Source organism: Leisingera sp. ANG-DT (genome assembly GCF_000813785.1).
In the GTDB taxonomy this organism is placed as follows: domain Bacteria; phylum Pseudomonadota; class Alphaproteobacteria; order Rhodobacterales; family Rhodobacteraceae; genus Leisingera.
In genome coordinates, this window is the sequence record NZ_JWLE01000012.1 from 20,272 (window position 1) to 40,632 (window position 20,361).

Here is a 20,361-nt window from a genome sequence, read left to right on the forward strand (position 1 = left end):
CGGGTGCGCTGCAGCGGTTACTTCAGCGCGCGCCAGCCGATGTCGCGGCGGAAGAAGCCCTGGGGCCAGTCCACTCCGTCCACCATCGCATAGGCACGGTCGCGGGCCTCCTGCAGGGTGTTGCCGCGGGCGGTCACGTTCAGCACCCGGCCGCCAACCGCCAGCACCTTACCGTCCTGCGCCTTGGTGCCCGCGTGGAACACCATGTTGCTGCTGTCCTCGGGCAGCGCGTCCAGGCCCTTGATCTCGGAAAACTTCTCGTAAGACCCCGGGTAGCCCTCAGCGGCCATCACCACGGTGATCGCATGGTCATCGGCCCAGTTCACCTGCGCTTCGCCTAGGCGGCCCTCAGCCGCGGCGTGCATCAGGTCCAGCGCCTGGGCGCCGAGGCGCATCATCAGCACCTGGCATTCCGGATCACCGAAGCGGACGTTGTATTCCACCAGCCGCGGCTGCCCGTCCTTGATCATCAGGCCCGCATAGAGCACGCCCTGATAGGGCATGCCGCGCTCTGCCATCACTCGCATTGTGGGCTTCACGATCTCTTCCATCGCGCGGGCCTCGACCTCAGCCGACAGGACCGGTGCGGGGGAGTAGGCGCCCATGCCGCCGGTGTTGAGGCCGGTGTCGCCCTCGCCGACGCGCTTGTGGTCCTGGGCGGAGCCGATCGCCAGCACGTCCTCGCCGTCGACCAGCACAAACAGGGAGGCCTCTTCGCCTTCCATGAATTCTTCGATCACCACCTCGGCGCCGGCCCCGCCGAAGACGCCGCCGAACATATCGTCGATGGCCGCCATGGCCTCGTCCTCAGTCATGGCGATGATCACGCCCTTGCCTGCGGCCAGGCCGTCCGCTTTGACCACGGTGGGCACGCCGTTGGCACGCACATGCGCCTTGGCGGCCTCGGCATCGGTGAAATGGCCGTAGCCTGCGGTGGGGGCATTTGCCGCGTCGCAGATTTCCTTGGTGAAGCTCTTGGAGGCTTCCAGTCGCGCGGCCGCCTCGGAAGGACCGAACACCAGGATGCCAGCCTCGCGCAGCCGGTCGGCGACGCCCGCAGCCAGTGGGGCCTCGGGGCCGACAATCACGAAGTCGATGGCGTTTTCCTCGGCAAAACTCACAACCGCTCCGCCGTCCTCGATGTCAAAGGCCGCGCAATCGGCGATCTGGGCGATGCCTGCGTTGCCCGGCGCCACGATCAGCTTGTCGCATTTGGGGTTCTGCATCACGGCCCAGGCCAGTGCATGTTCACGCCCGCCGCTGCCGAGGATAAGGATGTTCATTGGCGCATTCTCCGATCTGCCTGAGCCCTGTGGCGCCGCGGGCCGCATCCCGGGGCTTGCCTTGCTTGCCGCGCGTTCTATGCTGCGCGCGACTTCAAAACAAGACCGGCCAAAGGCCGCAGGAGAGCAGCCCCCGATGTCCGACCTGTTTGACGACCCGCAGCCGGGACAGAACGCCCCGGAATTCACCGTTTCGGAGATTTCCGGCGAGGTGAAGCGCACGCTGGAGGGCACCTTTGGCCGTATTCGGGTGAAGGGCGAGGTGGGCCGTGTGTTCAAGGCGCGCTCCGGGCATCTTTATTATGACATCAAGGACGACCGTTCGGTGCTGGCCTGCACCACCTGGAAGGGGCAGATCAGCGGCTTGTCGGTGGTGCCGGAGGAAGGGCTGGAGGTGGTGGTCACCGGCCGCCTGACCGCCTTTGGCGCGCAGTCCAAATACAACATGAACGTCGATGAGGTCGCGGTTGCGGGGCAGGGCGCGCTGATGGCGCTGCTGGAGAAGCGCAAGAAGCAGCTGGAGGCGGAGGGCCTGTTTGCACCGGAACGCAAGAAGCCGCTGCCCTATCTGCCGCAGATCATCGGGGTGGTGACCTCGCCCTCAGGCGCGGTGATCCGCGACATCCTGCACCGGCTGCGCGACCGCTTCCCGCGCAAGGTGCTGGTCTGGCCGGTTGCAGTGCAGGGGAAAACTTGCGCGCCCGAAGTGGCCCGCGCCATCGAAGGCTTCAACCGCCTGACGCCGGGCGGCGCGCTGCCGCGGCCCGATCTGATCATCGTCGCCCGCGGAGGCGGTTCGATCGAGGATCTTTGGGGCTTCAATGAAGAGATCGTGGCGCGCGCGGCTGCCGCCTCTCAGATCCCGCTGATCTCTGCCGTCGGGCATGAGACGGACACGACGCTGATTGATTTCGTCTCCGACCGCCGGGCGCCGACCCCGACCGCGGCGGCGGAACTGGCGGTGCCGGTGCGGCTGGAGCTGATGGCGTGGAGCGAGAACCAGGGCGCGCGGCTGACCCGCGCCGCCGGGCAGGCGGTGCAACTCAGGCGGCAGCGGCTGAACGATCTGGCCCGGGCGCTGCCCAAACCCGATACGCTCTTGGAAACCCCGCGGCAGCGGCTGGACCGGATTTCCGACCGGCTGCCCGGCGCACTGATCTCCGGCGTGCAGCGGCGCCGTCTGCACTTGAGCGAAACCGCGGCGTCTTTGCGCCCGGCCACCTTGCGCCAGCTGGTTGAAGGGCGGCGCGACCGGCTGCAGAACCTCGCCTCGCGCCTCAGCCTGCGGCCGATCCAGCGTGAAGTAACGGCGCAGAAGGATGCACTGGGGCGGCTGGCGCAGCGGCTGGATGCGGCGCAGGCCGCGCGCATCGACCGCCAGCGACAGGCCTTGAGTGCCACCGGGAGGCAGCTTGAGATCCTCAGCTACAAGGCAACACTGGAGCGCGGCTATGCGGTGGTGCGCTCGGGCGATGAAATCCTGACAACCAAGGCCGCTGCCGCCAGGGCAGACGCGCTGCAGATCGAATTTGCCGATGGCACGCTGGATCTGGAGGGCGGAGCAGCACAGGCGCCGAAAAAGGGCACGCCAAAACCGCCCGGGGGCGGCCAGGGCTCGCTGTTCTAGGGGCCGGCCTCCGGCTTCTTTCTGGTTCCAAATACCCGCTGCACCGCGGCTTGCCTCAGGCGCCGACGTCGGGGCCGTAGCACAGCATCTTCTCGCCGATATCCTCGGCCTCATAAAGTTCTGTTGAGGCCGGGTCGTCCTCGAACCGCGCCGTCAGCCCGCGCGGTGTCAACTCAAAGGTCCAGCACTGCGGATCGTCGCGGTTCTCGTAGACAAAGCAGATCTGACCTGCTTCCTCGTACCAGCTGCCTTCCTGGCATTTGCCGTCCAGAAAGGACCAGATCACCCTGCGGCCCGGCAGATAGCGCTCGACCCCGTACATGGCGCCGCCAAAGCCGTAGAACAGCGTGCGGCCCTGGGTGTAGCGGTCAAACTCGCCCGCACTCAGCGGCTCCCCCGCCGCCAGCGGGGCGGGCAGGGCAGCGAGCAGGAGAATCATCACGAAGCGCATGAGGGTATTGTGCCTCAGGAGCAGCGGATGCTCCAAGCCTTGCGTTTTCTGAACAGGCTCCCGCGGGGTCACCTTTGACCGAAGGCAGCTTGCGCGGACAGAGTGGCGGAAAATCAAAGGGGAAGCAGGGCATGACGGCGGAAATGGTGCTTTGGGCGGGGGCTGCAGCCTGTGCGCTGATCTACCTGCTGTTGGCTGCGCAGCCGCCGGGGGTGCTGCGCAGCCTGTTGAAAACCGCCTCTGTTGCCTTGCTGGCGCTGGCGGCGCTGCTGCTGGGTGCACCCTGGCTGCTGGCCGTGGCGCTGGGTCTCTGCGCGCTGGGCGATCTGTTCCTGTCGCGCGACGGGGAGGGGGCGTTCATGGCCGGTGTCGGCGCCTTTGCCGCCGGCCACCTGGCCTATGCGGTGCTGTTCCTGACCCGGGGGGATAGTGATCCGGTGCAGCTTTTGCAGATGCCGGGGATTGCCATCGCAGCGGCTCTCCTGGTGCTGGGACTGGTCATGGCGCGCATCCTGGCACCCCGGGCAGGCGCGTTGAAGGGGCCTGTGCTGGCCTATATCCCGATCATCCTTGGCATGGGGGCGGCGGCGCTGACGCTGCCGTTTGGTTCGTGGGTCTTTGCCGCGGCCTGCGCCTTCATGCTGTCGGACATGGTGCTGGCGGCGGAGACCTTCGTGCTGCCGGACGATCATGCGCTGCGCCGGATCACGCCCATTGCGGTCTGGCCGCTTTATTGGGGGGCGCAAGCGGGCTTTCTGGCGGCATTTTCCTGAGTTTCGCGGCGCCTAGCGCTTTGCACTCCGGCCCAATCCGCATTAGGTGGGGTGCAGACCCTTTTGCGGAGACCAAGATGGCGTTTTTCTCAAAGCTCAAGGAGCGGCTGTTCAAATCCTCCTCCAAGCTCGAGCAGGGGCTCGATGCGATTGTCGAGGAGGGCGCGGACAGCAGCGCGGCTGAGGCTGTGGAGGCCCTGGCAGAGTCCCCTGCGGTAACCCCGGAACAGCCCGCGCCTGCGCCGGTTCCGCAGCCGGAACCTGTTGCCGAGCCGGAGCCTGCGCCCGAACCCGCGCCGGCACCGCAGCCCGTTGCGGAACCCAAGCCCGCACCGGCACCGCAGCCTGCGCCGGAGCCTGAGAAGAAATCGCCGGGCCTGCTGGGCCGCCTGATAGGGCGCACCACGGCGGCTGAACCGCGCCGGGCGCTGGATGACGACATGCTGGAGCAGCTGGAAGAGCTGCTGATTGCCGCCGACATGGGGGTGGACACCGCACTGCGGGTGACTGCCAACCTGGCTGAGGGGCGGATGGGCAAGAAGGTCTCCAGCCGCGAGATCAAGGAACTGCTGGCGCAGGAAGTGGCGCGTATTATGGAACCGGTGGCGAAGCCCTTGCCGATCTACGCAAAGCGCCCGCAGGTGGTGCTGGTTGTGGGCGTGAACGGCTCCGGCAAGACCACCACCATCGGCAAGCTGGCCAGCCAGTTCAAGGGCGCAGGCAAGAAGGTGGTGATTGCCGCGGGTGACACCTTCCGCGCCGCCGCTGTCGAACAGCTGCAGGTCTGGGGCGACCGGGCAGGCGTGCCGGTGCTGACAGCGCCCGAAGGATCCGACCCGGCCTCCTTGGCGTTTGATGCCATGACCAAGGCCCAGGAAGACGGTGCTGACCTCCTGATGATCGACACCGCCGGGCGGCTGCAGAACCGGGCAGACCTGATGGAGGAGCTGGCCAAGATCGTCCGCGTCATCCGCAAGAAGGACGAGACCGCGCCGCACAACACGCTTCTGGTGCTGGATGCCACCACCGGCCAGAACGCGCTGAGCCAGGTCGGCACCTTCCAGCAGCTGGCGGATGTGTCGGGCCTGGTGATGACCAAGCTGGACGGCACTGCCAAGGGCGGCGTTCTTGTGGCGCTGGCGGACAAGTTCGGCCTGCCGATCCACGCCATCGGTGTGGGTGAGCAGATCGACGACCTGGCGCCGTTTGATCCCGAGGAATTTGCCGCGGCGCTGACGGGACTGGAGAAATCCTGATCCGTCATTCTTCTGACTGAAAATATCCCGGGGGTCCGGGGGCTGGCCCCCGGTGCCCTCACCCGGCGCAAAGGCATTTGATTTGAGCGATTGGCTGATCTCCCTGGAAGGCACCGAGGCCGGGCATCAGGCAGCGCTGTTTCTGGCCATCTGGGCGGCCTTCCTGCACGCGGTTTTCGGCGCGCTGCAGAAGGGGCGCCATGATCCCTGGCTGTCGCGCGGGGCGATCGACTTTTCCTACTGTGTGATGGCGGCGCCTTTTGCGCTGTTTGTGGTGCCCTGGCCGGAGCCGCATATGTGGCTGATCTTCTTCGTCGCCTGGGTGATCCATGTTTTCTACAAGCTGTTCCAGGCACTGGCCTATACCAAGGGCAGCTACACGGTGGTTTACCCGGTGGTGCGCGGCACCGGGCCGCTGTTCACGGTGATCGGCTCTTTCTTCCTGTTCGGCGAGGTGTTCACCCCGGTGCAATGGCTGGGGGTGGCGGTGCTGCTGGCGGGGATCTTCGGCCTTGCAGGGTACAACTACCGCTACCTGACGGTTAACCGGGACACCTTGGGAATTGCTCTGGGGCTGGCGGTGGTGACCGGGTTGTTTGTGGCCGCCTACACCACATATGACGCCTATGGCATCCGGGCGACGGCGGATCCGTTCACCTTCCTGGCGTGGTTTTTCATGATCGACGGGCTGGTGTTCCCGGTGATCGCCTTTGCCCACTGGCGGACCATGCCTGCGCCGCCCGAACCGGGGCCGCTGATGGTGCGGGGCTTCTTTGGCGGGCTGGTGGCGTTTGCGTCCTTTGGCGCCATCATGCTGGCGACCCGGCTCGACAAGGTGGGGGAGGCGGCGGTGCTGCGCGAGACCTCCACCGTGTTTGCCGCCCTCATCGGCTGGCTGGTGCTGAAGGAAACGGTGGGGCCGCGGCGGATTGCCTTGATGGCTTTGATCGCCCTGGGCGCCGTGATAGTGGAAATGGGCGGCTGAGACCGCAGGCAGAACTGACAGGAGGCCCCATGGCCGCAAAGAAGATCAACCCGACCCTGAAGATGCTGCTGGAACTGGGCCCCGTTGTCCTGTTTTTCATCGGCTATCTGAAGCTGAAGGATGAGGTGTTTCTGATCGGCGGCAGCGAGTACAAGGGCTTCATCGTCATCACCGCGGCGTTCATCCCGCTGATGGTGGCGTCCACACTGGCGTTGTGGAAGCTAACCGGCCATCTGTCGCGGATGCAGTTTGCCACGCTCATCCTGGTGGTGCTGTTCGGCGGCATGTCGGTGTGGTTCAACGACGACCGTTTCATCAAGATGAAGCCGACGATGCTGTATCTGCTGTTCGGCGGGCTGCTGGGCATCGGCCTCCTGCGCGGCCAAAGCTGGCTCAAGGTGGTGATGGAGGAGCTGATGCCCTTGAAGCAGGAGGGCTGGATGATCCTGACGCGGCGGCTTTGCGCGTTCTTCTTTGGCCTCGCGGTGGCAAATGAGCTGATCTGGCGGACCCAGAGCACCGACACCTGGGTTTATTTCAAGACCTTCGGGCTGCCGGTGGCGATGTTTGCCTTTTTCATGTTCCAGGGGCGGCTGCTGCAGACATACGGGATCGAGGAAGAAGCCGGTCCGGCCGAGTAACCGGGGACAGCGGCGGGCTCCCGCGTCTTCGCGCGTCATCAAAGATGAAGCTTGAAGCCTTGGGCCGGGCGGTGCGCTGCGGCTGCGCGGCTTAGCGGCCCTGGCCGAAAATCACCTGCTGCGCCTTGCTGTCGGACCTGTCCGCCCGCAGGTCCGCATGCAGCGCCCGGCCGGCCACCACACCGGGGCGGGACCACATCAGATCAAGCCAGCGGGCAAGATGCGGCTTGTCCTCGAGTGTCTGCTGCTGGCCCTCCCAGAGCGAGGCCCAGGGCCAGACCGCCATGTCGGCAATTGTATAGTCCGCGCCCGCCGCATACTCATTCTCCGCCAGCCGCCGGTCAAGCACGCCGTAGAGGCGGGCGACTTCAGAACGGTAGCGGTCCTTGGCATAGGGCAGATCCTCGGGGGCGTATTTCAGAAAATGATGCGCCTGTCCCGCCATTGGTCCGACGCCGCCCATCTGCCACATCAGCCATTGATCCACAGTCAGGCGGGCACGCTCGTCCGCGCCGTAGAACTGCCCGGTCTTGCGGGCGAGGTATTGCAGGATGGCACCGCTTTCGAACAGCGAGACCGGCGCGCCGTCCGGCCCGTCCGGGTCGATGATCGCAGGCATCCGGTTGTTGGGAGAGATCTTCAGGAACTCCGGCGCGAATTGGTCTCCCTTGCCGATGTCGATCAGGGTGACCTCGTAGGGCAGGCCCATTTCCTCCAGCGCGATGGAGATTTTCCAGCCGTTCGGCGTGGGCCAGTAATAGAGCTGGATCGGGTCCTGCATCGCGTGCCTCCGTCAGTGTGCCCGGCCACAGGAGCACGGGGCGCGGGGGGCGGGCAAGGGGCAGGGCGGCTCACATCCCTGTGAAAGCCGGACATGCTGCCGCTTGACCGAATCCCGCAAGATGCGTAAAGCCCAAGCATCACATCGTGGCGATTTGTTACCGGATTGCGGGCCACGTTAAACAATCCCGCTAAAGAGGTCAGGACGTGAAGGACCCCCTTTCGCTTGGCCGATTGGGGGTTTTTTGTGCGCTATGGGCGCGAGGAGACAGAAGAGATGAGCGACAACTGGAACAAGCGCACCAAGCTGGTGCATGGCGGCACCCGCCGCAGCCAGTACAACGAGGTGAGCGAGGCGATTTTCCTGACGCAAGGGTTCGTCTACGACAGCGCCGAGCAGGCCGAGGCGCGGTTCATCGAGACCGGCCCGGACGAGTTCATCTATGCCCGTTACGGCAACCCGACCGTCGACATGTTCGAGAAGCGCATCGCGGCGCTGGAAGGGGCAGAGGATGCCTTTGCCACCGCATCGGGCATGGCGGCGGTGAACGGCGCGCTGACCTCGCTGGTGAAGGCGGGGGATCACATCGTGTCGGCCAAGGCGCTGTTCGGCTCCTGCAACTATATCCTGGCCGATGTGCTGGGCCGTTTCGGAGTTGAGGTGACGTTCATCGACGGCACCGACCTGGAGGCCTGGAAGGCGGCGGTGCGCCCGGACACCAAGGCGGTGTTTTTCGAGAGCATGTCGAACCCGACGCTGGAGGTGATCGACATCGCGGGCGTTGCGGAGATTGCGCATTCGGTTGGCGCCACCGTGGTGGTGGACAACGTGTTCTCGACCCCGGTGTTTTCCGACGCCATTGCGCAGGGCGCCGATGTGGTGATCTACTCCGCGACTAAGCATATCGACGGCCAGGGCCGGGCGCTGGGCGGGGTGGTGCTGGGCACCAAGGACTACATCCGCGGCACGCTGGAACCCTATATGAAGCACACCGGCGGTTCGCTCAGCCCGTTCAATGCCTGGGTGATGCTGAAGGGGCTGGAGACCCTGTCGCTGCGTGTGAACGCCCAGGCGGAGACCGCGCTGAAAATCGCGGAAGCGCTGAGCGGCCACCCGGCGCTGGAGCGCACCATTTACCCGGGGCTGAAGGACCACGCGCAAAACGCGCTGGTGCAGACCCAGCTGGGCGGCAAGGGCGGCACCGTCCTGTCGCTGGACCTGAAGGGTGGCAAGGAGGCTGCGTTCAAGTTCCTGAACGCGATGACCATCCCGGTGATCTCCAACAACCTGGGCGACGCGAAATCCATCGCCACCCATCCGGCGACCACCACCCACCAGCGTCTGACGGATGAGCTGAAGGACGAGCTGGGCATTACCCCGGGCTTGGTGCGTTTCTCGGTGGGCCTTGAGGATGCGGATGACCTGATCGCCGACCTGAAGGCAGCGCTGGAGGCCTCGCAAGCTTGATACCAAAGACCCGGCGGGATTTCATCTTTCTTGAAATACTCTCGGGGGTGAATTGAGCCGCAGGCTCAAGAGGGGGCAGACAGCCCCCTCTCTTTTTTGCCTGGTCACATCTCCCAGGGGAAGCTGTCGAGCCGTAGCGGCCCGTCCGCGGTGACCAGCACCTGGGTTTCCAGCTTGATCGACTCGGAGCCTCTTTCGCCGATCAGGCTTTCGATGCAGATCACCATATTCTCCTCGAAGCATCCGCCATGGGCACCGGCGAAGTCCACATGCAGCGGCACCACCGGCCATTCATCGGCCATGCCGACGCCATGCGCCGCCAGCGAGTAGCGGTAGGGCTGATAGGGTTCGGGGATCTGCCAGCTCTTGCCGTTGAATTCGGCAAAGCTGAGGCCGGGCTGCAAGAGCGCCATGTTGTGTTCAATCTGCGCCCGCGCCGCCGCATACAGCCGCTTTTGCGTGTCGCTCATCGGCACATAGCCGCAGGTCCAGCTGCGTGAGAGGTCGGCGCAATAGCCGTAGGGGCCGATCATGTCGGTGTCGAAGGAGATCATTTCACCCGCGCGGCATTCGCGGGCGGAGCATTCCTTGTACCAGGGGTTGGTGTTGGGGCCGCAGGTAAGCAGTTTGGTTTCCAGCCATTCGCCGCCGGAGCGGGCGTTTTCGAAATGCAGATGCGCCCAGAGCTCCTGCTCGGTCACGCCGGGTACTGAGTGGTCATAAATCCGGGCCATGCCTGCCTCGCAGACGCGGATGGTCCAGCGCATCAGTTCTATTTCATCCGCGGATTTGATGGCGCGGGCGGTTTCCGTGATTTGGCCGCCGTCGATGATCTGGAGGCCGTGTTCTGACAGGGCGTGCACACCCTCGGGCTCCATCCGGTCAACGCCGAGGCGCAGGTTGCCGCCGCCGTATTGCTTGACCAGATCCGAGATCTCCGCTGCCCAGGGCGTCAGCCGGTCCGTGGCCTTGTCGCCTGCGCACATGAACATCCAGCCGATGGCATTGCGGACTTCATCAATGCCGGGCAGCCCGTCGTTCAGATGCTCGCAGCCCTTGAATTCGAACATGATGCCGGGGCCGCCGTTCAGGATCAGCGCGTAGCGGATCGGGTTGTGGGCGGTCCAGATCGACATATTGGAGCAGTCAAAGGCATAGCGGATGTTGACCGGGTCATAGAGCAGAAGGCCCGCCACGTCCTGACGGGCCAATTCATCGCGCAGCCGCTGCAGGCGGTAGGCGCGGGCACGGTCCAGAACGTCCTGGCCCAGCGGTGATTTCAGCGGCATGTCCGAACCTTCTGCATTCAGGAAGGTACGTTTGCGCTCGTCCTTGAAAACGGCCATTTCGGTCATGACGCGCGGCCGTAGAAGCCGATGTTTTCCTCGTCCGAAAACCGCACGCCCGGGTTTTCGTAGAAGGTGAAGACTGCGATCACCCGGGTCTTGTCTCCTTTCACCGTGCCGACCCGGTGGGGGGAGTTCTTGCCGCGGAAGATATTGAGGGTGCCGGGATCAAGGGTAATCACGCGCATATTGGGGTCTTGGCCCGCCAGCAGCCGCTCAACACCTTCGTAGTTCGGGTCATCGTCCGTGCGCAGTTCGGGGCTGTAGATGAACTCGCCGCCCTCGTCAGGCGCCTGCAGCAGCATGGTTGTGGTGAACTCGGAGCGGTCGAAATGCCAGTTCAGCGCCTGGTCGGCGCCATATGACATGATGTTCAGCCGCGCCAGCGGGTCGTCCATGGTGTAGAGCGCGGGCTTGTCCATGGTGGCGGCGAGGAATTCCGCAAACGGCGGCCAGTCATAAAGGCGCAGCACGGGCGAGCCCGGGAACTGGTCGGCGCAGAGGGTGAAGTTCGAGGTCTCGACCTTTTGTAGCGCAGGGTGGTCCGGGGCCAGGCCGTCGACGGCGTCCTTGAAATAGATGTTGTGCCAGCGCTTGTGGTGGAAGCTTTCGGTCTCGAACTTGCCCTTCAGCGCATCAGCGGCGCCCTGGGCCACCTCCGGCTTCATCAGCCCCTCCAGGCTGAACATGCCGTCCGCCGCCAGCTCGGCGCGGCAGCGGTCCACCAGGGCCTGCCATTCCGGGGTGCCGGGGCGGTCGAGCGGGTAACGGTCGAGATCGAGAATATCGCGCATGGGGTGTTCCTTGGGGTCTTTCGTGTTTTCCCAAGCCTGCGCGCCGGGCGGGGATCTGACCACTACAAAATATCTTGGCGAGCATAAGATTTTCTTGCACTGTGGGGCCATGAAACTGCCGCCCTTGAACGCTTTGCGCGCCTTTGAATGCGCCGCCCGGACCGGGAGCTTTTCGGCTGCCGGGGCGGAGCTGGGCGTCAGTTCTGCCGCGGTGTCGATGCAGGTGAAGAACCTGGAGGACTGGCTGGGGCTGAAGCTGTTCACCCGCCGCGCCAACCAGGTGCGGCTGACCGATGCCGGGCGGGATTATTACCAGAAGGCGGCGATGTCGCTGGCGGAGATTGCCAGTTTCACAGAGGCGCTGACCGAAGGCGGCACCCGCCGGCCGCTGGTGATCTCGGCCACACCCGCATTGGCGCAGCTGTGGCTGCCGGAACGGTTGAAGAGTTTTGCGGAGGTGCGGCCGGATGTGCCGGTGCAGCTCAGGATCGAGGATGACCGGATCGACCTGGAAGCGGAGGGCATTGATGCGCGGCTGACTTATGGCGGCGAACATCCGGAGCACCGGACGCAGCCCCTGTTCACGGACCGGCTGGTGCCGGTTGGCAGGGACCAGCACATGGACATCCGGACGGCGCCGCTGGTGGAGGTCAGCTGGGGCGAGACCATTTCCTCGGTGCCGGGCTGGCGGCAGTATTTTGTGCAGCACGCAATTGAGCGGGCGGAATTGGCCTCGGCGGTTATCGGGCAGTCGGTGCCCTCTGTGGTGGCGCTGGTGCAGGCGGGACTGGGGATTGCGCTGCTGCCGGAACAGGTTGTGGGCGGCGAAGTCCGTGCGGGCAGGCTGCACCGCCTGGACGGCCCGGCGCTGGAGATGCCGCGGCCCTATGTGCTGGTGACGGCGCATTACAAGTCGCGCTCGCGCCGCTTGCGGACCCTTGCAGAGGTGCTGGGGGTCCGATAAGGCGCCGGTTCTGCCGCAAATGGCGGATCCGTTTTGAAAATTGCCGCGTAACAGTATATGAGGGTGGCCTGCCGCACCCTATATGGGGCCCGTATCACTGGGGGAAACGCCGATGAACATTCACAACCGCGACGCTGCCGAGGCGCCGGACCGCGAGGCAGCTGCCGCCGCGCTGGATGTGCTGCGGGCCTGGGCCGGCACCGTGACCGAGACCGAAATTGCCGAGCTGGACCCGGCGGTGGCACGCCTGCTGCCGGGCCGCGAAGTGGGCAACTACCCGGAACTGTCACGGACCTACCCCGAGGATTTCAAATCCGACGACGCCTACCGCGCGACGCTGCCCGATCTGCAGAACGGGCCGACCAGCCTGATCCGCGGCGCCAAGGAGCAGATCCAGCATGTGGGGATTTCGAACTTCCGCCTGCCGATCCGGTTTCATACCCGCGACGATGGCGACCTGACGCTGGAAACCAGCGTGACCGGCACCGTCAGCTTGGACGCGGGCAAGAAGGGCATCAACATGTCCCGGATCATGCGCACCTTCTACAAGCACGCGGAGCGCACCTTCAGCTTTGAAGTGATGGCGAATGCGCTGGATGATTACCTGAGCGACTTGGACAGCCCGGATGCGCGCATCCAGATGCGGTTCTCTTTTCCGGCGCGGGTGAACAGCCTGCGCTCGGGCCTCAGCGGCTATCAGTATTACGACTTTGCGCTGGAGCTGGTGGACCATGACGGGGTGCGCGAGAAGATCATGCATCTGGACTATGTCTATTCCTCGACCTGCCCGTGCTCCTTGGAGCTGTCGGAGCACGCCCGCCAGGCGCGCGGCCAGTTGGCGACACCGCATTCGCAGCGCTCGGTGGCACGGATTTCGGTGCAGTCGGTGCCCGGCAGCGAGTGCCTGTGGTTCGAAGACCTGATCGAACTGTGCCGCAAGGCGGTGCCGACCGAGACCCAGGTGATGGTGAAACGCGAGGACGAGCAGGCCTTTGCCGAGCTCAATGCCGCCAATCCGATCTTTGTCGAAGATGCGGCGCGGCTGTTCTGCGAGGCGTTGCAAAGTGATGACCGGATCGGCGATTTCCGGGTGGTCGCGAGCCATCAGGAAAGCCTGCACAGCCATGATGCGGTCAGCGTGCTGACTCAAGGGCCGCTGTTTAAGGCGATGAGCCTGGACCCGAAACTGTTCTCCACCCTGATTCACCAGGGATAACGGGGACCGGCCTGCCTGATTTTCAGGCGGGTTTCCGCTGGGTCAACCAAAATGGCCCGAGGTAATTTCTGCGTTGCCGCATTTTTTATGCCGCAGTGCAGAAGTTCATGCTAGCGTCAAATCGAATCCCCCCGGCCGTCCTGCCGGGGGCGAGGGGAGCTTGCGCGCTGGTGTCTGCAACTGACGGCCCGTTTTCCGCTGCAACAGGCCCGGGATGCACCCGGCGCCTGCTCCCTGTTTTCTTTGCCCGGACATCGCTGTGCTGTCCCGGAGCAAGTGCAGTGCAGGACTTTAGGAGTAACAAATGACGAGCTTTCACAAGATCCCCGGCCTGACGGTCAAGACGCATGAATGGGCGGGCTATGCAGCCGGGCTGCAGATGAAACTGTGGCGCCAGGCAGCAGAGGCCGCGCTGCAGGCGCCGCTGGCACAGATGCAGCTGGCCCATTCGATGATGGAAGCCCAGCGGCGCCTGCTGCAGGCAGGCGTGCCGGCAATGGCAGGGGATGCTGGTGAGGCCCCCAAAGCGGCACCAGAGGCGAAGGCCGCACCGGCGGCACCGAAAGCAGAGGCTGCACCGGCGGCGCCGAAAGCAGAGGCTGCACCGGCGGCACCAGAAGCGAAGGCCGCAACGGCGGCGCCGACTGAGGCAGAGGCCAAAACCAAAAAGCCCGCGGCCCGCAAGCCTGCGGCGCGCAAGACCGCTGGCCGCAAGGCAGCGGTCCGCAAGGCGCCTGCGCGCAAAACCGCTGCTGCCAAACCGGCAGCTGCCAAGCCGGCAGTGACTTCGGCAGCCAAGACCGAAGCCGCCCCTCTGGCAGCTGCCAAGGCGGTGCCGGTCAAGCCGGAACCTGTAAAGGCAGAGCCGGCTAAGCCGGAGCCAAACAAGGAAACTGCAAAGGCGGCTCAGGCGGCGGCGCCCACTGCGGTTAAGCCTGAAAATCAGAACAGTTCAACGGCCGGGGAGAAGGCAGAGGATAAACCTGCAATGTTCCGCAGTTCCTCTGCCCGCCGCGGCGGGGCTCAGCCTGCAGCAAGCAGCGTAAAGGCCCCGGCAGCCGCTGCCGCTGCGCCCAAGCCCCCCGCGGCAGAACCTGCTGCTGCCGCCAATGCACAAGCGCCGGAAGGCGAGCCGTCCAAGCGTCCGCGCAAGCCTTCCACCCCGCCGCAGATGCCGCAGCGCAACGCTGCCGGCACCAGTGGCAGCGGCGACTGACGCCGCCCACTTGACACCGGCCGCGCGGGGAGCCAACGCTGCGCCGCATGTTGGATCTCCGCCCGGTTGGGTATGTCATCGGCCTGCTGGTCGTCATTCTGGGAGCCATGATGGTATTCCCGCTGCTGGTCGACCTGCTGGACGGCCGGGGCGAATGGCATGTGTTCCTTGAAAGCGCCATCTTCACCATTCTGGTGGGCGGGCTGTTGTCCCTGAGCTGTGCCAACGGGGTGAAGGAGGGGCTGAGCATCCGCCAGACCTTCCTTCTGACCACGCTGGTGTGGGTGGCGCTGCCGCTGTTCGGGGCGGTGCCCCTGATGCTGGGAGCGACCGAATTGCGCTTTGTCGATGCGTTTTTCGAGGCAATGTCCGGCCTGACCACCACCGGGTCCACCGTGATCTCCGGGCTGGATGATCTGCCGCGCGGTCTTCTGTTGTGGCGCGGCATCCTGCAGTGGCTGGGCGGCATCGGCATCATCGTTGTGGCAATGGTGTTCCTGCCCGAACTGCGGGTTGGCGGCATGCAGATCTTTAAATCCGAAAGCTTTGACACCTTTGGGAAAATCCTGCCGCGGGCGCAGGCGATCGCCAAGCAGATCTCATTGATCTACGTGTCGCTGACGATGGCCTGCATGCTGGTCTACATGATGATGGGCATGGGGCCGTTCGATGCGCTGGTGCATTCGATGACCACCATCGCCACCGGCGGGTTTGCCAATTACGATGCCTCTTTCGGGGCCTTTGCCGGACCGGTGGAATACGCAGCCTCTGTCTTTATGATTTTGGCGGCGCTGCCGTTTGTGCGCTATGTGCAGCTGATTAACGGGCACGGCACCCCGCTGCTGCGCGACAGCCAGATCCGGGGCTTCATGATGACGCTGGGGCTGCTGGTCGCGGTGGCGGCAGGGGTGCTGTACTACGCCCGCCCGCATGGCGGTGAAGAGGCGCTGCGCTCGGCCCTGTTCAACATCACCTCGATCATGTCCGGCACCGGCTATGCCAGCGCGGATTACATGCAATGGGGCAGCTTCCTGGTGATGATCTTCTTCTTCACCGGGCTGATCGGCGGCTGTGCGGGTTCTACCGCCTGTTCGGTCAAGATTTTCCGCTACCAGCTGCTGTTTGCCTCGATCAAGGTGCAGATCCAGCGCATCCGCTCGCCGCACGGGGTGTTCCTGACCCGCTATGAGGGGCGCCCGGTGGATGCCGATGTGCTGAGCTCGGTGATTTCCTTCTTCATGTTCTTCGTGGTGACGCTGGGCATTATTGCCTGGATGCTGGCGCTGACCGGGCTGGATTTCGTGACCGCGGTGTCCGGCGCTGCAACGGCGGTGGCCAATATCGGACCCGGTCTGGGGGACACGATTGGGCCTGCGGGCAACTTCTCGACCCTGAACGATCCGGCCAAGTGGATCCTGAGCGTGGCAATGCTGATCGGGCGGCTGGAACTCATGGCGGTTTACGCAATCCTGACAGTGCGGTTCTGGCGCGCCTGACACAGAGCAGCCGGATAACCCGGGACGGGATGCAGCGGGTTTGGCAGAAATTGCGCAGTCAAAGCCTTGTGGCGCTTTGCCGCGCTGAAATCCGGGGGCGGGCCGCAGCTTCCTTGCCAGGATGGCCTGCATGCTCTTGCCCTTGGGGGACCGCTCGCATATGAGGCACGGGACCGAAACCCGCAAGCGCAGGGAGACCCGTTCCATATGCCCGTACTTGTGATGAAATTCGGCGGCACGTCTGTCGCCAACCTGGACCGCATCCGCCGCGCCGCTAAACGCGTCGGCGTTGAGGTGGCCAAGGGTTATGACGTGATCGTCATCGTGTCGGCAATGTCCGGCAAGACCAATGAGCTGGTGGGCTGGGTCGGTGAGACCTCGCCGCTGTACGACGCGCGGGAATATGATGCCGTTGTGTCCTCTGGCGAGAACGTGACCGCGGGCCTGATGGCGCTGACGCTGCAGGAAATGGATATCCCGGCGCGCAGCTGGCAGGGCTGGCAGGTGCCGCTGATGACCACCTCTGCGCACAGCCAGGCCCGGATCGAGGAGATCCCGCCGGAAAACATCAATGCCAAGTTTGCCGAAGGCATGAAGGTGGCGGTAGTGGCGGGCTTCCAGGGCATCAGCCCCGAAGGCCGCATCACCACCCTGGGCCGCGGCGGGTCCGACACCACGGCAGTGGCCTTTGCCGCCGCGTTTGAGGCGGAGCGCTGCGATATCTACACCGATGTGGATGGCGTCTATACCACCGACCCGCGGATCTGCGGCAAGGCGCGCAAGCTGGACAAGATTGCGTTTGAGGAAATGCTGGAACTGGCCTCGCTGGGGGCCAAGGTGCTGCAAACACGCTCGGTTGAACTGGCAATGCGCTATAAGGTGAAGCTGCGCGTGCTGTCTAGCTTTGAAGAACAGTCCGACGAGGCCGGAACCCTGGTCTGCGACGAGGAGGAAATCATGGAATCCAATGTTGTAAACGGCGTTGCCTACTCCCGCGATGAGGCCAAGCTGACCGTGCAGTCGGTGGCCGACCGTCCGGGCATCGCGGCGACGATCTTCACCACCCTCAGTGACGCGGGCGTGAACGTCGACATGATCGTGCAGGACGTCTCGGAAGACGGCCGCACCGACATGACTTTCTCCTGCCCGACTGATCAGGTTGCGCGTGCCGAAAAGGCGCTGCTGGCGATCAAGGAACAGGGCGAGCTGAACTATGCCGAGCTGCTGGCCGATCAGGATGTGGCCAAGGTGTCGGTGGTTGGCATCGGTATGCGCTCGCAGTCCGGCGTCGCTGCCAAGATGTTCAAGGTGCTGTCGGACGAGGGCATCAACATCAAGGTGATCACCACCTCCGAGATCAAAATCTCGGTGCTGATCGACCGCAAGTACATGGAGCTGGCGGTACAGGCGCTGCATGATGCGTTCGAACTGGAAAAAGCCCGCTAAGCGCTTATTCCGAAAAAGATTTTTGATATCTGCAGAGGCGCCGTTCAGGCGCCTTTGTTGTGTGATCCCCGTGGCGGGCGGCGTTCTGCCTGCAGCTGCGGCAGGCTGCACCGATTGCAGGCAATGCTGCAAAAACTCTTGGACTTTTTCCGCCGGGGTGGGACAAGTGGGTGGAGGAGAGAGCACTGGCGTACTACTCTGGGCGGTGTCCGTTTCCAGGGAGCAATCTGGGCGGCAGTGTGCAGGGAAATGACCTCGGGAGAGGGTGAGAATGGCCGATACCACGGAATCTGAAAGCAGGAAGCTTCTGGTTCGCTTGCGCGAGGCGATGGCGGGTGATGATGCCGGCCAGGCGCGGCTCGACAAGATCACCCATCTGATCGCCGACAGCATGGGGACCGAGGTGTGCTCGGTTTATCTGTTCCGCGATGATGAGACGCTGGAGCTGTGCGCAACCGAAGGCCTGAACCGCGAATCTGTGCACCAGACCCGGATGCGGATCGGTGAAGGCCTGGTGGGCCGCGTCGCCAGATACGGCAAGGTGGTGAACACGCCGGATGCGCCCAATGCCAAGGGCTTCCGCTACATGCCGGAAACCGGGGAGGAGCGGTTCTCCTCCTTCCTGGGGGTTCCGGTGCAGCGGCTGGGCGAGATGCTGGGCGTTCTGGTGGTGCAGTCCAAGGAAGCGCGCGAGTTTTCCGCCGACGCTGTCTATGCGCTGGAAGTGGTGGCGATGGTGATTGCCGAGATGACCGAACTGGGCGCCTTTGTCGGCGAGGGGGCGGCGCTGTCGCCGCTGCACCAGCAGGCGGTTCTGATCCACGGCACGTCAGCCCAGGAGGGCGCGGCGGAGGGCCACGTGTGGCTGCATGAGCCGCGGGTGATCGTGACCAATCCGATTGCCGATGATCCCCAGCGCGAACTCGAGCGGCTGAACGATGCGGTGGAGGAGCTGCGGGTCGGTGTCGACAAAATGCTGGAAGTCTCCCGCAACGGCGACAAGGAACAGCTGCAAGTCCTTGAGGCATACCGGATGTTTGCCAATTCCAAGGGCTGGATGCGGCGGATGGAAGAGGACATCGCCCGCGGCCTGAGCGCCGAGGCGGCGGTGGAGAAGGAGCAATCTCAGGCCCGCACCCGGATGAGCCAGGTGCAGGACGCGTATTTGCGCGAACGCCTGAGCGATCTGGATGATCTTTCGAACCGGCTGCTGCGGATCCTGACCGGGCAGGGCGCCAACACGGGTGCTGAGCTGCCGGAGAACCCGATCCTGATTGCCCGCAACATCGGCCCCGGCGACCTGCTGGAATACGGCCGCAGCTTGCGCGGGATCGTGCTGGAGGAAGGCTCTGTCGGCTCTCATGCTGCGATCGTGGCGCGGGCGCTGGCGATTCCGCTGGTCGTGAATGCCAAGCGGGTCACAACCGAGGCGCTGAACGGCGACCACATCATGGTAGACGGCGATCAGGGCGTGGTGCATCTGCGCCCGGACGACACCGTTGTCGGCGCCTTCCGCGACAAGATCGCGATGCACACCAAGGCGCAGGAGCGTTATGCCTCGATCCGCGACAAGCCCGCGGTGACCACCGACGGGCAGCGCATCAATATGGTGATGAACGCGGGCCTTATGGCGGACCTGCCGTCGCTGGACGGTTCCGGTGCCGAGGGCGTGGGGCTGTTCCGGACCGAGCTGCAGTTCCTGGTCCGCAACCAGATGCCGAAACGGTCGGAGCTGGTGGCGCTTTATAAGCGGGTGCTGGATGCCGCCCACGGCAAGCCGGTGGTGTTCCGCACGCTGGATATCGGCTCCGACAAGGTGCTGCCCTACATGAAGCCCACCGATGAGCCGAACCCGGCGCTGGGCTGGCGGGCGATCCGAGTGGGCTTGGACAAGCCGGGCGTGATGCGGATGCAGCTGCAGGCGCTGCTGCGCTCTGCCGAGGGGCGGCCGCTGTCGATCATGTTTCCCTTCGTTGCCCAGTTCGAGGAATACCGCGCCGCCCGGGCGGAAGTGGAAAAGACCATCGAGCGCGAGCGCATCCTGGGCCATGTGCTGCCCGCTGACCTGAAGATCGGCGCGATGCTGGAGACACCCTCGCTGGCCTATGCGCCGCAGAAGTTTTTTGACGAGGTGGCCTTTATCTCGATCGGCGGCAATGACCTCAAGCAGTTCTTCTTTGCGGCCGACCGCGAGAATGAGCGGGTGCGGCGGCGCTATGATACGCTGAACGTGAGCTTCCTGAGCTTCATCGAACGGATCGTGGAGCGCTGCGCGATCTCCGGCACGCCGCTAAGCTTCTGCGGCGAGGATGCGGGCCGCCCGGTCGAGGCGGTTTGCCTCGCGGCAATGGGCATCCGCACGCTGTCGATGCGCCCGGCTTCCATCGGGCCGGTGAAGTCGCTGCTGCTGCGGGTGGATCTGGGCGAACTGCGCAAGATCATCTCCGACGCCCGCCACCGCGGCGATCAGGCGGTGCGCCCGGCGGTGATGGAATACTTGCGAGGGCTGTGATCCGCGTTTTCAGGCGGGCGGTTATACCCCGGTTCTGTGACCGGGGCGGTGCCGCCTTGCTCATGCAATTACTTCAAGCTTAAAACTTTATGCTTGAAGTTTTTCAG

At 64.5% G+C, this 20,361-nt stretch carries 17 protein-coding genes and 1 riboswitch; of the genes, 12 read left to right on the top strand and 5 right to left on the bottom strand.

Annotated elements, in window-relative coordinates:
• Positions 1–17 precede the first annotated feature (17 nt).
• Positions 18–1,283, bottom strand: coding sequence for a phosphoribosylamine--glycine ligase (gene purD / locus RA21_RS13615; RefSeq protein WP_019296818.1), 1,266 nt, complete (start codon positions 1,281–1,283; stop codon positions 18–20).
• A gap of 136 nt (positions 1,284–1,419) precedes the next feature.
• Here purD and xseA point away from each other — a divergent pair, with 136 nt between their 5' ends.
• Positions 1,420–2,910, top strand: coding sequence for an exodeoxyribonuclease VII large subunit (gene xseA / locus RA21_RS13620; RefSeq protein WP_039149811.1), 1,491 nt, complete (start codon positions 1,420–1,422; stop codon positions 2,908–2,910).
• Positions 2,911–2,965: 55 nt separating this feature from the next.
• On the opposite strand, the gene RA21_RS13625 is transcribed toward xseA, so the two are convergent.
• Positions 2,966–3,361, bottom strand: coding sequence for a hypothetical protein (locus RA21_RS13625; RefSeq protein ID WP_039149762.1), 396 nt, complete (start codon positions 3,359–3,361; stop codon positions 2,966–2,968).
• 131 nt (positions 3,362–3,492) lie between these two features.
• Here RA21_RS13625 and RA21_RS13630 point away from each other — a divergent pair, with 131 nt between their 5' ends.
• The 4 genes from RA21_RS13630 to RA21_RS13645 all read left to right on the top strand — a co-directional run bounded on the left by RA21_RS13630 (position 3,493) and on the right by RA21_RS13645 (position 7,016).
• Positions 3,493–4,134 (top strand): lysoplasmalogenase, encoded by a 642-nt coding sequence (locus RA21_RS13630; RefSeq protein ID WP_052257659.1) that lies wholly within the window; start codon positions 3,493–3,495, stop codon positions 4,132–4,134.
• A 77-nt stretch (positions 4,135–4,211) separates the two neighbouring features.
• A complete protein-coding gene (gene ftsY / locus RA21_RS13635) occupies positions 4,212–5,390 on the top strand; it encodes a signal recognition particle-docking protein FtsY (protein ID WP_039149764.1) in 1,179 nt (392 codons plus the stop codon).
• Between the two features lie 82 nt (positions 5,391–5,472).
• Positions 5,473–6,375 (top strand): DMT family transporter, encoded by a 903-nt coding sequence (locus RA21_RS13640; RefSeq protein ID WP_039149767.1) that lies wholly within the window; start codon positions 5,473–5,475, stop codon positions 6,373–6,375.
• A gap of 29 nt (positions 6,376–6,404) precedes the next feature.
• Positions 6,405–7,016, top strand: a complete 612-nt coding sequence (locus tag RA21_RS13645) for an inner membrane-spanning protein YciB (protein WP_039149770.1) — start codon at positions 6,405–6,407, stop codon at positions 7,014–7,016.
• A gap of 91 nt (positions 7,017–7,107) precedes the next feature.
• Here the strand turns inward: RA21_RS13645 and RA21_RS13650 are convergent, their stop codons facing one another.
• Positions 7,108–7,797 (bottom strand): glutathione S-transferase N-terminal domain-containing protein, encoded by a 690-nt coding sequence (locus RA21_RS13650; protein WP_039149773.1) that lies wholly within the window; start codon positions 7,795–7,797, stop codon positions 7,108–7,110.
• 136 nt (positions 7,798–7,933) lie between these two features.
• A riboswitch (SAM riboswitch) is annotated at positions 7,934–8,012 on the top strand.
• 61 nt (positions 8,013–8,073) lie between these two features.
• On the opposite strand from RA21_RS13650, the gene metZ reads away from it, so the two are divergent.
• Positions 8,074–9,264 carry an O-succinylhomoserine sulfhydrylase gene (gene metZ / locus RA21_RS13655; protein ID WP_039149817.1) on the top strand — a complete coding sequence of 397 codons (1,191 nt, stop codon included), beginning with the start codon at positions 8,074–8,076 and terminating at the stop codon, positions 9,262–9,264.
• 104 nt (positions 9,265–9,368) lie between these two features.
• Here metZ and RA21_RS13660 read toward each other — a convergent pair whose 3' ends face one another.
• Both RA21_RS13660 and RA21_RS13665 read right to left on the bottom strand, forming a co-directional pair.
• Positions 9,369–10,619, bottom strand: a complete 1,251-nt coding sequence (locus tag RA21_RS13660; RefSeq protein WP_039149776.1) for a M24 family metallopeptidase — start codon at positions 10,617–10,619, stop codon at positions 9,369–9,371.
• The gene (locus RA21_RS13665; RefSeq protein WP_039149779.1) at positions 10,616–11,404 is read right to left on the bottom strand and encodes a HalD/BesD family halogenase; all 789 of its coding nucleotides are present in this window, start codon (positions 11,402–11,404) and stop codon (positions 10,616–10,618) included. The genes RA21_RS13660 and RA21_RS13665 overlap by 4 nt, the downstream gene beginning before the upstream one ends.
• 109 nt (positions 11,405–11,513) lie before the next feature.
• Between RA21_RS13665 and RA21_RS13670 the strand changes: the two genes are divergently transcribed.
• The 6 genes from RA21_RS13670 to ptsP all read left to right on the top strand — a co-directional run bounded on the left by RA21_RS13670 (position 11,514) and on the right by ptsP (position 20,254).
• Positions 11,514–12,368 carry a LysR family transcriptional regulator gene (locus tag RA21_RS13670; protein WP_039149781.1) on the top strand — a complete coding sequence of 285 codons (855 nt, stop codon included), beginning with the start codon at positions 11,514–11,516 and terminating at the stop codon, positions 12,366–12,368.
• A gap of 112 nt (positions 12,369–12,480) precedes the next feature.
• Positions 12,481–13,584: a GTP cyclohydrolase FolE2 gene (gene folE2 / locus RA21_RS13675; RefSeq protein WP_019295770.1), complete on the top strand. Its 1,104-nt coding sequence runs from the start codon at positions 12,481–12,483 to the stop codon at positions 13,582–13,584.
• 304 nt (positions 13,585–13,888) lie between these two features.
• The gene (locus RA21_RS22010) at positions 13,889–14,800 is read left to right on the top strand and encodes a hypothetical protein (RefSeq protein WP_052257658.1); all 912 of its coding nucleotides are present in this window, start codon (positions 13,889–13,891) and stop codon (positions 14,798–14,800) included.
• Positions 14,801–14,847: 47 nt separating this feature from the next.
• Positions 14,848–16,296: a TrkH family potassium uptake protein gene (locus RA21_RS13685; protein ID WP_019295768.1), complete on the top strand. Its 1,449-nt coding sequence runs from the start codon at positions 14,848–14,850 to the stop codon at positions 16,294–16,296.
• 207 nt (positions 16,297–16,503) lie between these two features.
• Positions 16,504–17,742 carry an aspartate kinase gene (locus RA21_RS13690; RefSeq protein WP_019295767.1) on the top strand — a complete coding sequence of 413 codons (1,239 nt, stop codon included), beginning with the start codon at positions 16,504–16,506 and terminating at the stop codon, positions 17,740–17,742.
• Between the two features lie 271 nt (positions 17,743–18,013).
• Positions 18,014–20,254, top strand: a complete 2,241-nt coding sequence (gene ptsP, locus RA21_RS13695; RefSeq protein ID WP_019295766.1) for a phosphoenolpyruvate--protein phosphotransferase — start codon at positions 18,014–18,016, stop codon at positions 20,252–20,254.
• The last annotated feature ends 107 nt before the right edge of the window (positions 20,255–20,361 follow it).